At 65.9% G+C, this 12990-nt stretch carries 10 protein-coding genes and 1 pseudogene; 9 read left to right on the forward strand and 2 right to left on the reverse strand.

Annotated features, from left to right (window positions below):
• Window positions 1-124 precede the first annotated feature (124 nt).
• Window positions 125-2158 (forward strand): annotated as a pseudogene (locus B5X78_RS05705) (sodium-translocating pyrophosphatase); the annotation flags it as partial.
• A 96-nt stretch (window positions 2159-2254) separates the two neighbouring features.
• Complete coding sequence (locus B5X78_RS18775) at window positions 2255-2560, forward strand: OmpA family protein (RefSeq protein WP_268234360.1); 306 nt, start codon at window positions 2255-2257, stop codon at window positions 2558-2560.
• Between the two features lie 215 nt (window positions 2561-2775).
• Here B5X78_RS18775 and B5X78_RS05710 read toward each other — a convergent pair whose 3' ends face one another.
• Window positions 2776-3390, reverse strand: coding sequence for a hypothetical protein (locus B5X78_RS05710; RefSeq protein ID WP_079723472.1), 615 nt, complete (start codon window positions 3388-3390; stop codon window positions 2776-2778).
• Between the two features lie 92 nt (window positions 3391-3482).
• Window positions 3483-4532, reverse strand: a complete 1050-nt coding sequence (locus tag B5X78_RS05715) for a LysR family transcriptional regulator (RefSeq protein WP_079723473.1) — start codon at window positions 4530-4532, stop codon at window positions 3483-3485.
• A 124-nt stretch (window positions 4533-4656) separates the two neighbouring features.
• Here B5X78_RS05715 and B5X78_RS18585 point away from each other — a divergent pair, with 124 nt between their 5' ends.
• The 7 genes from B5X78_RS18585 to B5X78_RS05740 all read left to right on the forward strand — a co-directional run bounded on the left by B5X78_RS18585 (window position 4657) and on the right by B5X78_RS05740 (window position 12897).
• Window positions 4657-4884: a hypothetical protein gene (locus B5X78_RS18585; RefSeq protein WP_176140779.1), complete on the forward strand. Its 228-nt coding sequence runs from the start codon at window positions 4657-4659 to the stop codon at window positions 4882-4884.
• Window positions 4881-5339, forward strand: a complete 459-nt coding sequence (locus B5X78_RS18590; RefSeq protein ID WP_176140780.1) for a hypothetical protein — start codon at window positions 4881-4883, stop codon at window positions 5337-5339. The genes B5X78_RS18585 and B5X78_RS18590 overlap by 4 nt, the downstream gene beginning before the upstream one ends.
• Window positions 5336-6109 carry an SDR family NAD(P)-dependent oxidoreductase gene (locus tag B5X78_RS18595; RefSeq protein WP_176140781.1) on the forward strand — a complete coding sequence of 258 codons (774 nt, stop codon included), beginning with the start codon at window positions 5336-5338 and terminating at the stop codon, window positions 6107-6109. Before B5X78_RS18590 ends, B5X78_RS18595 begins: the two co-directional genes overlap by 4 nt.
• 95 nt (window positions 6110-6204) lie before the next feature.
• Complete coding sequence (locus tag B5X78_RS05725) at window positions 6205-7416, forward strand: efflux RND transporter periplasmic adaptor subunit (protein WP_079723475.1); 1212 nt, start codon at window positions 6205-6207, stop codon at window positions 7414-7416.
• A 133-nt stretch (window positions 7417-7549) separates the two neighbouring features.
• Window positions 7550-10720 (forward strand): efflux RND transporter permease subunit, encoded by a 3171-nt coding sequence (locus B5X78_RS05730; protein WP_079723476.1) that lies wholly within the window; start codon window positions 7550-7552, stop codon window positions 10718-10720.
• A gap of 27 nt (window positions 10721-10747) precedes the next feature.
• Window positions 10748-11482, forward strand: a complete 735-nt coding sequence (locus B5X78_RS05735; protein ID WP_079723477.1) for an SDR family oxidoreductase — start codon at window positions 10748-10750, stop codon at window positions 11480-11482.
• Window positions 11476-12897, forward strand: a complete 1422-nt coding sequence (locus B5X78_RS05740) for an efflux transporter outer membrane subunit (RefSeq protein ID WP_079723478.1) — start codon at window positions 11476-11478, stop codon at window positions 12895-12897. Before B5X78_RS05735 ends, B5X78_RS05740 begins: the two co-directional genes overlap by 7 nt.
• The last annotated feature ends 93 nt before the right edge of the window (window positions 12898-12990 follow it).

Genomic DNA, 12990 nt, shown 5'->3' on the forward strand with positions numbered 1-12990 from the left:
CGCGCGGCCGCAGGCCGCAGTGGCTGTATCCCGTGCGACAGGCTCCATCGGGATTACCGCCCCACCCGGATTTGATCGTTCGCGCATCCGCCGGAACGTTATCCATCCACCTTGGGAGGGGTTCATGCTGGAACAACACGGTTTGACGCTGTCGCTGGTCTGCGCCGCGGTAGCCATTCTTTACGGCATTGTGTCGGCACGCTGGATTCTTTCACGCCCTGCCGGCAACGCGCGGATGCAGGAAATCGCGGCTGCGGTGCAGGAAGGCGCCAGCGCCTACCTGCGTCGGCAGTACACCACCATCGCCATCGTCGGCGTGATCCTGTTCTTCATCATCGGCCTGGTGCCGGCGCTGGGCTGGATGACCGCCATCGGCTTCGCCATCGGCGCCCTGTTGTCGGGCGTGGCCGGCTTCATCGGCATGTTCGTCTCGGTGCGCGCCAATGTGCGCACCGCCGAAGCGGCCACGCAAGGCCTCAACCAGGCGCTGAAGATCAGCTTCACCGGCGGCGCCGTCACCGGCCTGCTGGTGGTGGGCCTGGGCCTGCTGGGCGTGGCGGGTTACTTCATCATCGTCTGGAACGGCCAGACCGACGAAGCCACCATCAAGGCCGCGCTGCAGCCAATGGTCGGCCTGGCGTTCGGCGCCTCGCTGATCTCGATCTTCGCGCGACTGGGCGGCGGCATCTTCACCAAGGGCGCCGACGTCGGCGCGGATCTGGTAGGCAAGGTCGAAGCCGGCATTCCCGAAGATGACCCGCGCAACCCGGCGGTGATTGCCGACAACGTCGGCGACAACGTCGGCGACTGCGCCGGCATGGCGGCGGATCTGTTCGAGACCTACGCGGTGACGGTGATTGCGGCGATGCTGATTGCCGGCATCTACTACGCCGACTACGGCTGGACCGGCGTGGTCTACCCGCTGGTGCTGGGCGCGGTGTCGATCGTGGCGTCGGTGGTGGGCACGTTCTTCGTCAAGGCGCGCGAAGGCGGCAAGATCATGAACGCCCTGTACCGCGGCCTGGCCGTGTCGGGCGCGCTGGCGGCCATCGCCTTCTACTTCGTCACCAAGTCGATGTTCGAAGCCGAAGCGGTGATGCCGCTCTTCATCTGCGCCTTGATTGGCCTGGTGCTGACTGCGGCGATGGTGGTGATCACCGAGTACTACACCGCTACCGAATACGCACCCGTGCAACAGGTGGCCAAGGCCTCGGAAACCGGCCATGGCACCAACATCATCGCCGGCCTGGCGGTGTCGATGAAGTCCACCGCACTGCCGGTGATCGCCGTTGCGGTCGCCATCCTGGCCAGCTACACGATCGGCGATCTGTACGGCGTGGCGGTCGCGGCGACGGCGATGCTGTCGATGGCCGGCATGGTGGTGGCGCTGGACGCCTACGGCCCGATCACCGACAACGCCGGCGGCATTGCCGAGATGAGCGAACTGGGTCCGGACATCCGCAAGATCACCGATGCGCTGGACGCCGTGGGCAATACCACCAAGGCGGTGACCAAGGGCTACGCGATTGGCTCGGCCGCACTCGCCGCGCTGGTGCTGTTCGCCGACTACGCGCACAAGCTGGACGACAAGTTCGGCGAGGGCGCGGTGAACTTCGCCATCAACGATCCCAAGGTGGTGGTGGGCCTGCTGATTGGTGGCTTGATTCCGTACCTGTTCGGCGCGCTGGCCATGCAGGCCGTGGGCCGCTCGGCGGGCGCGGTGGTGGAAGAAGTACGCCGCCAGTTCCGCGAAATCGTCGGCATCATGGAAGGCACCGGCAAGCCGGAGTATGACAAGGCCGTGGACCTGCTGACCAAGTCGGCGATCCGCGAAATGATCGTGCCCTCGCTGCTGCCGCTGATCATTCCGATTGTCGTCGGCCTGTTGCTGGGCCCGGCCGCACTCGGCGGCCTGTTGATGGGCACGATTGTCACCGGCCTGTTTGTCGCCATTTCCATGTGCACCGGCGGCGGCGCCTGGGACAACGCCAAGAAGTACATCGAAGAAGGCCACCATGGCGGCAAGGGTTCGGAAGCGCACAAGGCGGCGGTGACCGGCGATACCGTTGGTGATCCCTACAAGGACACCGCGGGTCCGGCGATCAATCCGCTGATCAAGATCATCAACATCGTCGCACTGCTGCTGGTGCCGCTGCTGCCGATCGACGGCTGGTTCAAGGGCCGCGCGGCGGAAGCCGCCGACAGCGCCCATGCCGCTGCTGCGCTGCATGTGTCCGAGTTGGGCAATGAGCGGATGGCGCGGGTGTACTTCGACGTGGGTTCTGCGGTGGTGCCGGCCGATGTGACGGCGCGGATGTCGAGCGTGTTGACCACGTTGATGGCCAAGCCGGAGAGCAAGGTGCGGGTGTCGGGGTATCACGATGCCAGTGGCGACGTGGCGACCAACCAGGAGCTGGCCAAGCAGCGCGCGGTGGCGATCCAGCAGTGGCTGGTGGTCAACGGCGTCACCCAGGAACGCATTACCCTGGACAAGCCGATGCAGACGCAGGGCAAGGGCGATGCGGACGAGGCGCGGCGGGTGGAGATTACGGTGGAGTGATTGTTCACTCGATCGAAAAGTAGTGGAAGTTCAGATGAAGAAGGGCGGCTTTGGCCGCCCTTCTTCGTTGAAGCATGCTCCACCTGAAAACGACGTGGACTGCGAGGTTTACTGTGGGAAGCACTTCAGTGCCCACCTGAGTGGGGCAGCGCCGGCTAGTGGTCGAGATTGAAGTCCCTCCTGCAGGATCGAGGCGAAAGGCGAGCAGCCCGCTGTCATTGCCCGGGCTGAAGCGCCACCACGCGAACTTCGACCTTCTCGCACTTGTCATCCCGGCAGACGCCGTTGAGCCAGGCTTCGCCGCTGCCGAACATCACGCCCTTCTGGTTGACGAACAGATCCGAGTAGCGCTGGCGGGTGATGGCTTCGGCCACCTGCGGACTCACTATCTGGCCGTACTTGGCAATGAACTCGGAGGCGTCGGCGATGGTCGCGGGTCGGTTGTCGACGTGGGTCTTGAAGGGGAAATCAATCATCGAGGCCACGGTCGCGGCGTCTTTCTGCGCGACGGCCTGCTGGAACGCCAGGATGGCTTTTTCGTAAGGAGCGGCATCTCCCAGCACCTGCGAGATGGTCTGGTTGACGGCCGTATGGTCGTCGGTTTCGCCCTGCGCCTGCGGCGTGGGTTCGGCCGCACCGCCATGGGTGTCGGCGATGGGCTGCTGTTCGCCTGCGGCGGGTGGAGCAGGATCGGCAGCGGCTGGCGCCGGCGCATCCGTTGCCGGAGGCGCTTCGGCGACGGGAGTTTGTGATTCGGCCGCGGGCTTGCAGGCCGCCAGCGCGAGCACCGTGATCAAGGCAATGAAAAACTTCGACTGCAAACGCTTCATGGGCTTCTCCGTGCGAGGTGACGGCGCGAGCCTTTTCTGTTTGCCGACCAGTCAGGATGCGCCTGCCGACGCATCCTACTGATTGCCCGTCGTTACGAGATGACGTCGGCCAGCAGCTTGCGACCGGCGGCAATCTCGGCTTCAGTTTCGCTCGGTACGCCGGGTTCTTCGCCGGCTTCGGCGCGGGCACGCGCTTCGGCCTGCTGTTTCAGGTACACCGGGCAATGTTCCATCATGTAATCCATGTCGAACTTCAGCCGCTCGACCAGGAAGTCGACAAACGCGCGCACCTTGGGCGACATCATGCGACCGCGCGGAAACACTGCATTGAACTCGAACTCCGGGCCGGTCCAGCCGGCGAGCACGCGACGCACATAGCCCTGTTCCAGGTACGGCTTGACCATCACGTCGGCGGCGACCATCAGGCCTTCGCCGCACAGCAGCGCGCCTTTGAGCGCGGCGGGATCATTCGCGATCAGGATCGGGTTGACCGCGAAGTCGCGATCAGCGGTGCCGTCGTTCAAGGTCCAGCTGAAGCTGTTGTTGCCGCGCCGATGCTTGGGCATGCCGAGCACACGATGGTGTTGCAGGTCTTCCGGACGCAGCGGCTCGCCGTAGCGGGTCACGTAGTGGTTGCTGGCATACACCTGCGTGCGCAGCACGCCCAGTCGACGTGCGACCAGGTTGGAATCGGGCAGGCTGCCGATGCGCAGGGCGATGTCGATTTCGCCGCCAATCAGATCCAGCGGCTCGTTGCTCAGCACCATCTCGACCCGCACTTCCGGATACTGGGCGTGGAATTCACCCAGCAGCGGCGCGATCTTGTCGATGCCGATCGAGTACGGCGCGGTGAAACGCAGCCAGCCGCGCGGACCACCCTGCAACTGGCTGACCGCACTTTCGGCGTCGCTCAGTTCGCGCGCGATGCGTTGGCAGTGTTCGTAGTAGATGTTGCCGGCTTCGGTCAGGCCCAGCTTGCGCGTGGTCCGATGCAGCAACTGCGCGCCCAGGCGGGTTTCCAGTTCCTGCACCTTGCGGCTGACCGTGGTCTTGGGCAGGCCGAGCGATTTGGCGGCGGCAATGAAGCTGCCTTGCTCGACCACTTTGACGAAGATCAGCGTGTCATTCAGATCGTGACTCATGGGGGACTCCGGCGCGATCCGGATTGGACCGCCAGCGGGATGATTATTCCCCTTAATCCGGACTAATCAAGTCCCGATTGAAGGCCTAAGGTAGCGACCCTCCCCTCCGTGATGGCGCCCGCCCATGTCGCTCTCCCTTCCCCAACGCCTGCCGCTGGCCCCGCAATACCGTGCCGAATGGCAAGGCGGGCGGTCGATCAATGGTGCGGAAGCCACGCCGGGCCTGGGCTTGCGGATGCCGGCGGGTCTGGGCCGGCTGGCGCGCGATGGCCGTTCCGCCTGGCGCATCGTGCAAGGCGCGATGGGCCTGCCCAACCTCATTGTCCCGGTCGTGGGAGAAATCATCCCATGAACGGGACACTTTCCCCAGTCCTGCTGCTGGCCCTGGTCGCGCCGCAGGATCGTGCAATCACGCCGCAGGAATCGGATATCGCCCGCTTGCGCGCAGCCCACAGACTTTCCACCACGCCGGGAACCTCCCCCGCCGGCACGGAGAACGTCGTCATGCCAGCCACCACCGCACCCGCTTCACCCTCTCCCTCCCCGCGCGGTGGTGCGCTGGCCTGGCTGCGCGGCCTGTGGACGGCACTGCGTCCGTTCGCCGCGCCCAGCGACGGTGCCGTGGTGGTGGATCTGGCCGCTGCCGACATGGTGGAAGACGTGCCGCGCCTGAAGCTGGGCACTGCAGGCGAACTGCGCGGCTTCCGCGAGTTCACCGCGCCGCGCCGCATGCAACTGGGCGGCGCCACGCCGATGCGCGCACGCGCCGTGGGCCAGCGCGCTTCCCTGCAACGGAGACGCGCGTGAACGCCATTGCACGTCCGCAAGCCCTGGTGCTGGGCGCCAGCGGCACGGTGGGATTCGGCGTCGTCGGCGCCTTGCTGGAAGTCGGCAGCCCGGTGTTGGCGGTCGGTCGCGATGGCCCGCGCATGCGCGCGCTGTCCGAGCATTTCGCCGAAGAGCCGGGCCTGGAACTGATGCATAGCGGTTGCATCTTCAGCGATGACGATGCCGCCAAGCTGGTCAAGACGATCCGTGCGCGCGGGCGTCCGCTGCATGCGGTGTTCGCCAGCCTGACCAGTCCGCTGGAGCCCGGCCGCCTGCTCGACAAGCCAGCCGATGCCTTGCGCCACAAACTGGAGATGGACCTCATCCCGCACCTGGCCGCCGCGCGTGCGCTGCTGCCACTGCTGTCCGAATACGAAGGCGCTGCGCATTACGTCTTGGTCGGTGGTCCGTTTGCCGAACGTGGCTGGGCCGGTTACGGCCACAGCTCGGTGACCGGCGCGGCGATGCGGATGATGGCGCAGGTGCTGCACGAAGAAGCGCAGGCGATGGGCGTGCGCGTGCAGCTGCTGTCGATCGACTCACCCATCTGCACGCCGTCCAACGCCGTCAACGCCTGCGCCGAGTGGCCCACGGCGCTGTCGGTGGGCCGCAGCGCGGTGTCGCTGCTGAGCCGCGGCGGCAAGCCACGTTCGATTGTTTCGTACTCGCCCGATTCGGCGAGCCAACCCACGCAGACCCTGTTCTCCGACTTTCCCACTTCGCACCGGGACGACGCCACCGCGGCCTGAGCCGCGCCCTTGCCCCGCTCACTGATCGCCCATCGCGTTCTTGATCTTGACGTCCTGCTGTTCGCTCTCCCCCTCCCCACCACCCGAGATTCCCCATGAACAAGCACGTTCTTTCTGCGCCGCGTACGCGACGCACCCTCGCCCTTGCCGCCGTCAGCCTGCTGGCGGCCGCGGTGCTGGTTGGTTGCAGTGGCGGCCAGGCCAGCGAAACCGGCGCACCGCCGCCGCCCGCCGTCAGTGTCGCGCCGGTGCTGATCAAGCCGATCAGCCAGTGGGACGAATTCAGCGGCCGCATCGAAGCGGTTGAAAGCGTCGACCTGCGCCCGCGCGTTTCCGGCTACATCGATCGCGTGAACTATGTCGAAGGCCAGGAAGTGAAGAAGGGCGATGTGCTCTTCACCATCGACTCGCGCAGCTATCGCGCCGAGCTGGCACGCGCCCAGGCCGAACTTGCGCGCGCCAGCACCCAGGCCGAACTGGGCCGCAGTGAAGCCGCCCGCGCGCTGAAGCTGTCGGAAATCCAGGCCATCTCCACTGAAGAGTACGAGCAGCGTCGTTCCGCCTCCGGACAGGCCCAGGCCAATGTCGCCGCCGCGCGCGCCGCGGTCGATTCGGCCAGGCTCAATCTGGAGTTCACCCAGGTGCGTGCGCCCATCGACGGCCGTGCCGGTCGTGCGCTGGTCACCGCCGGCAACCTGGTGTCCGCCGGCGATGCGGCCAGCGTGCTGACCACGCTGGTGTCGCTGGACAAGGTACATGTGCACTTCGACGCCGACGAGCGCACCTACCTGCGCTATGCCGAAATGGCGCGCAAGGGCGAACGCCCGAGCGAGCGTGACGGCAAGTTGCCGGTGCAGGTGGCGCTGGCCGATGAAGCCGGCTTCCCGCACAACGGCACGGTCGACTTCCTCGACAACCAGGTCGATCGCAGCACCGGCACCATCCGCGCACGCGCCCTGCTCGACAACCAGGATCGCGTGTTCACGCCCGGCCTGTATGCGCGCGTGCGCCTGCTCGGCAGCGGCGAGTTCAAGGCCGCGCTGGTGGACGACAAGGCGGTGTTGACCGATCAGGATCGCAAGTACGTCTACGTGGTCGACGCCAAGAGCCAGGCGCAACGACGTGATGTGACTCTGGGCCGCAAGCAGGGCAACCTGCGGATTGTCGAACAAGGCCTGCAGGCCGGTGACCGCGTGATCGTCAGCGGCGTGCAGAAGGTGTTCTTCCCGGGCATGCCGGTGCAGGCCAAGACGGTGGCGATGGGCGCCAGCGATGCTCCGCCGCCGGCTGCGGTCGCCATGAAGTAAGACCGCCCCAACGGGTCCGTACGCGCCGACCGACGCCGCGGACCCGCCCGCACGACCACGACGGAACTCCCCTCCTCGTCCTGTACGGACGAGGAGCAGCCCTTTGCTTTCCCTTTTCCAAGGAAATCCACCCATGGACTTCTCCCGATTCTTCATCGACCGGCCGATCTTTGCCGCGGTGTTGTCGATCGTGATCTTCGCCGCCGGCCTGATCGCCATCCCGATGCTGCCGATTGGCGAATACCCCGAAGTGGTGCCGCCGTCCGTAATGGTGCGCACCGTCTATCCAGGCGCCAACCCCAAGGTCATTGCCGAAACCGTGGCCACGCCGCTGGAAGAAGCCATCAACGGCGTGGAGGACTCGATGTACGTCAAGTCCGTCGCCGGCTCCGATGGCGTGTTGCAGCTGACCGTCACCTTCCGCCCGGGCACCGACGCCGATGAAGCGGCGGTGCGCGTGCAGAACCGCGTCTCGCAGGCGCTGGCACGTCTGCCTGAAGACGTGCGCCGGCAAGGCGTGACCACGCAGAAGCAGTCGCCGGTGTTCCTGATGGTCGTGCACCTGGTGTCCAAGGACAACAAGTACGACTCGCTGTACCTGCGCAACTACATGCGCCTGCATGTGAAAGACGAGATGGCGCGCATCCCCGGCGTCGGTGACGCGCAGGCCTTTGGCGGCGGCGACTACGCCATGCGCCTGTGGCTGGATCCGGACAAGGTGGCCGCGCGCGGCCTGACCGCCAGCGACGTGCTGCGCGCCGTGCGCGAGCAGAACGTGCAGGTTTCGGCCGGCCAGCTGGGCGCCGAACCGATGCCCAACGGCAGCGACTTCCTGCTGCCGATCAACGCCAAGGGCCGGCTGGAAACCACCGAGGAGTTCGGTGACATCGTGCTCAAGGCTGGCAATGACGGCGAGATCGTGCGCCTGGCCGACGTGGCCCGCATCGAACTGGCCGCCGGTGACTACACCCTGCGTGCGCGCTTGAATGGCATGAACGCCTCGGCCATCGGTATCTTCCAGGCGCCGGGCGCCAACGCGCTGAACATCCGCGACGCCGTCATCGAGAAGATGGCCGAAATCCGCAAGAAGTTGCCGCCGGGCGTGGAAATCACCTCGGTCTACGACACCACGGTGTTCGTGCGGGATTCGATCAAGTCGGTCATCACCACCCTGCTGGAAGCCACGCTGCTGGTGGTGCTGGTGGTGATCCTGTTCCTGCAGACCTGGCGCGCCTCGATCATTCCGTTGATCGCGGTACCGGTGTCGATCGTGGGCACGTTCGCGGTGCTGTATGTGCTGGGCTTCTCGATCAATACGCTGACCCTGTTCGGGCTGGTGCTGGCGATCGGCATCGTGGTGGATGACGCCATCGTGGTGGTGGAGAACGTCGAGCGCCACATCGAGCACGGCGCCACTCCGCTGGAAGCCGCGCATCTGGCGATGAAGGAAGTCTCGGGACCGATCATCGCGATCGCGCTGGTATTGTGTGCGGTGTTCGTGCCGATGGCGTTCCTGACCGGCGTGACCGGCCAGTTCTACAAGCAGTTCGCGGTGACCATCGCCATCTCCACGGTGATCTCGGCGATCAACTCGCTGACCCTGTCGCCGGCGCTGGCTGCCAAGCTGTTGCGCCCGCATGATGCCGAGAAGGATGCGCCGTCGCGCCTGATCGATCGTCTGTTCGGCTGGCTGTTCCGTCCGTTCAATCGCTTCTTCAAGCGCAGCTCGGAAGGCTATGAGCGCCAGGTCAAGCGTTCGCTCGGCCGTCGTGGCGCGGTGTTCGCGGTCTATGCCGTGCTGCTGATTGGCGCGGGCGTGATGTTCAAGGCGGTGCCGGCGGGCTTCATCCCGGTGCAGGACAAGCTGTACCTGATTGCCGGCGTGAAGATGCCGGAAGGCGCCTCGATCGAGCGTACCGACGCGGTGCTGAAGAAGATGGCCAAGATGGCGATGGAAGTGGAAGGCGTGCAGGACGAGATCGCCTTCCCCGGCCTGAACCCGCTGCAATTCACCAACACGCCCAACAGCGGCGTGGTGTTCTTCAACCTCAAGCCCTTCGGTGAGCGCAAGAACAGCGCCGAGCAGATCTCGGCCGAGTTGAACGCCAAGTTCTCGACGATTGAAGAAGGCTTCACCTTCGCCTTCATGCCGCCGCCCATCCAGGGCCTGGGCAATGGTTCGGGCTGGTCGCTGTTCGTCGAAGACCGCACGCGTCTGGGTTATGGCGAATTGCAGAGTGCGGTGCAGGCGTTCCAGGGTGCCGCCTCGCAGACGCCCGGCCTGGGCTTCCCGATCAGCAGCTACCAGGCCAACGTGCCGCAGCTGGATGCGGAAGTGGATCGCGTCAAGGCCAAGGCCCAGGGCGTGCCGCTGACCGAGTTGTTCGACACGCTGCAGACCTACCTGGGCTCGGCCTACGTCAACGACTTCAACATGTTTGGTCGTACCTGGCAGGTGATTGCGCAGGCTGATGGCCCGTTCCGCGACAACGTCGAGGACATCGCCAACCTGCGTACGCGCAATGCCAATGGCGAGATGGTACCGATCGGCAGCATGGTCAACATCAAGCAGACCTACGGCCCGGATCCGGTGATCCGCTTCAACGGCTATCCGGCTGCGGATCTGCTGGGCGATGCCGACCCGCGCATCATGTCCTCGGGTGAAGCCATGGCCAAGGTCACCGAGCTGGCGGAGAAAGTGTTGCCGACCGGCATGGGCATCGACTGGAGCGACCTGAGCTACCAGCAGGCGACCCAGGGCAAGGCCGCGCTGGTGGTGTTCCCGCTGGCGGTGCTGCTGGCCTTCCTGGTGCTGGCCGCGCTGTATGAGAGCTGGACCCTGCCGCTGGCGGTGATCCTGATCGTGCCGATGACCCTGCTGTCCGCGTTGAGTGGCATCTGGTTGATTGGCGGCGACAACAACGTGTTCGTGCAGGTGGGCCTGGTGGTGTTGATGGGCCTGGCGTGCAAGAACGCCATCCTGATCGTCGAGTTCGCCCGCGAGCTTGAACTGCAGGGCAAGGGCATCGTGGAATCCGCACTGGAAGCCTGCCGCCTGCGCCTGCGTCCAATCGTGATGACCTCGGTGGCCTTCATTGCCGGCACCATCCCGCTGGTGATGTCCACCGGCGCCGGCGCCGAGGTGCGCTCGGTCACCGGCATCACCGTGTTTGCCGGCATGCTGGGCGTGACCCTGTTCGGTCTGTTCCTGACCCCGGTGTTCTACGTGGCGCTGCGCAAGCTGGCCGGGCGTCCGCTGGTGTCGCATGCACCGGCGGGCGAAGCCGCCACCGCCCACGTCTGAATCCACACCCCCTTTTCTGGAATCCCCATGAACAACTCAAGCAAGATTGCCCTCGTCACCGGCGCCACCCGCGGCATTGGTCTGCACACTGTGCGCCAGTTGGCCGAAGCCGGCGTGCATACGCTGTTGGCCGGTCGTGATCGCGAGAAGTCGGTGCAGGCCGCGCTGCAGTTGCAGGCTGAAGGCTTGCCGGTGGAAGCGATCACCCTGGACGTCACCGACGCCGCCAGCATTGCGCAGGCGGTGAGCGCGGTGGAAGCGCGCCACGGTCGTCTCGACATCCTGGTCAACAACGCCGGCATCCTCGTCGATGAACCCGGCAAGCCGGTGTCGGCGCAGAGCCTGGACACCTGGCGCAAGACCTTCGACACCAATGTGTTCGGCGTGATCGCGGTGACCCAGGCGTTCCTGCCGCTGATCCGGCAGTCGCCGGCCGGACGCATCGTCAACGTGTCCAGCATCCTGGGCTCGGTGGCGCTGCACAAGGATCCCGCCTCGCCGATCTACGACTTCAAGGTGCCGGCGTACAACGTGTCCAAGAGCGCAGTGAATGCGTGGACCGTGCAGCTGGCTTACGAACTGCGCGACACCCCGATCAAGGTCAACACCATCCACCCCGGTTACGTGCGCACCGACATGAATGCCGGTGAAGGCGAACTGGAAATCGCCGACGGCGCGCGCACCAGCGTGGCGCTGGCGTTGATCGACAACGACGGCCCGACGGCGGGCTTCTACTACCAGGATCAGGAACTGCCATGGTAATCCGTCCTCTCATCACCCTACTCGCCGCCTCGCTGCTGGCTGCCTGCGCCACGGTGGGGCCGGATTACCGCGCGCCGGAACTGGCGCCGGCCGCCCTGCCCAGCGCGCAGGCCGACTCCTTCACCGCCGAACGGCCGGTCGCCAACTGGTGGTCGCAGTTTGGCGATCCCACCCTGGATCAGCTGATTGCCGACGGCCTGGCCGCCAATCCGGATCTGTGGATTGCCGCCTCGCGCGTGGCCGAGGCGCGCGCGGTGTTCAGCGAACGTCGCCTCGATCTGGCGCCACACGTGACGCTCGGCGCCGAACAGACCCGCAGCAAGCAAGCGGTGCCGGGCGCGGGTCGCGTTGAAACCGAAGTGGACAGCGTCGGCTTCGATGCGGCCTGGGAACTGGATCTGTTTGGCCGCGTGCGCCGCTCCGCCGAGGCCGCGCATGCGGATCTGCAGGCGCAACGCAACGACATGGCGGCCATGCAGGTCAGTGTCGCCGCCGAACTGGCGCGCAACTACTTCGAGTTGCGTGGCTACCAGCAACGGCTCGAGGTGGCGCGCAAGACCCTGGACAACCTCGGCGAGACCCAGCGCCTGACCGAATCGCGCTGGCGCCTGGGCGCCGGCACCGAACTGGAAGTGCAGAGCAGCCTGGCGCGGATGAAGGCAATCGAAGCCAGCCTGCCGGTCCTGGAAACGGCCGAGGCGCAGTCGCGTCATCGCATCGAGGTGCTGACGGGTCGGCGACCCGGCACCCTGGATGCGGTATTGGTCGCACGCCCGACGCCGGCGCTGGTGAAGGCTTTGGCGATTGGCGATACCACCCAGTTGTTGCGGCAACGTCCGGACGTGCGCGCGGCAGAACGCCGCTTGGCCTCCGCCACGGCACGCGTCGGCGTGGCCACCGCAGACCTGTTCCCGCGCGTCAGCATCCGCGGTTTCGTCGGGTTTCTTGCCGGGGATTTCAGCGGCCTGGTCAATGGCGACAACAAGGCCTGGGCGGTGACGCCGTCGGTGAGCTGGGCGGCCTTCGACCTGGGCAGCGTGCGTGCGCGCTTGCGTGCGACCGAGGCACAGAATGATGGCGCACTGGCCGAGTATGAAAAGGCCGTGCTGGCGGCGCTGGAAGATACCGAGAACGCGCTGATGGGCTATGGCAAACGACAGACGCAGTTGTTGCGCGTCAGCGAACAGGCCAACGCAGCCCGGCGTGCTTCGGAGTTGGCCGACGCGCGCTATCGCGCCGGTGCGTCCGACTTCCTGACCCTGCTCGATGCACAGCGTACCCAGCTGGCCGCCGACGATGCCTTGGCGCAGGCCGAAGCCGGCGTCAACGTGGGCGTGGTGGCGGTGTACAAGTCGCTCGGTGGCTGGGGCGAGGCCGATGTCGATCCCACGCTGGCAAGCGTGGGTCACTACTGACGCCAGAGAATTGCCCCACCCCTCCTTCCGGCCGCCAGGGCCGGAAGGTGTCCCGCACCTGCTCTCCAGCAAACGGGACCTGGGGTGAGGGCA

Origin of the sequence: Pseudoxanthomonas indica, assembly GCF_900167565.1 — a bacterium.
GTDB classification, from domain to species: domain Bacteria; phylum Pseudomonadota; class Gammaproteobacteria; order Xanthomonadales; family Xanthomonadaceae; genus Pseudoxanthomonas_A; species Pseudoxanthomonas_A indica.

Coding starts and splice junctions, on each gene's coding strand:
- B5X78_RS05725 (WP_079723475.1), top strand. CDS start 6,205: ATGAACAAGCACGTTCTTTCTGCGCCGCGTACGCGACGCACCCTCGCC.
- B5X78_RS05735 (WP_079723477.1), top strand. CDS start 10,748: ATGAACAACTCAAGCAAGATTGCCCTCGTCACCGGCGCCACCCGCGGC.
- B5X78_RS05740 (WP_079723478.1), top strand. CDS start 11,476: ATGGTAATCCGTCCTCTCATCACCCTACTCGCCGCCTCGCTGCTGGCT.
- B5X78_RS05730 (WP_079723476.1), top strand. CDS start 7,550: ATGGACTTCTCCCGATTCTTCATCGACCGGCCGATCTTTGCCGCGGTG.
- B5X78_RS18585 (WP_176140779.1), top strand. CDS start 4,657: ATGTCGCTCTCCCTTCCCCAACGCCTGCCGCTGGCCCCGCAATACCGT.
- B5X78_RS18775 (WP_268234360.1), top strand. CDS start 2,255: ATGGCGCGGGTGTACTTCGACGTGGGTTCTGCGGTGGTGCCGGCCGAT.
- B5X78_RS18590 (WP_176140780.1), top strand. CDS start 4,881: ATGAACGGGACACTTTCCCCAGTCCTGCTGCTGGCCCTGGTCGCGCCG.
- B5X78_RS05710 (WP_079723472.1), bottom strand. CDS start 3,390: ATGAAGCGTTTGCAGTCGAAGTTTTTCATTGCCTTGATCACGGTGCTC.
- B5X78_RS05715 (WP_079723473.1), bottom strand. CDS start 4,532: ATGAGTCACGATCTGAATGACACGCTGATCTTCGTCAAAGTGGTCGAG.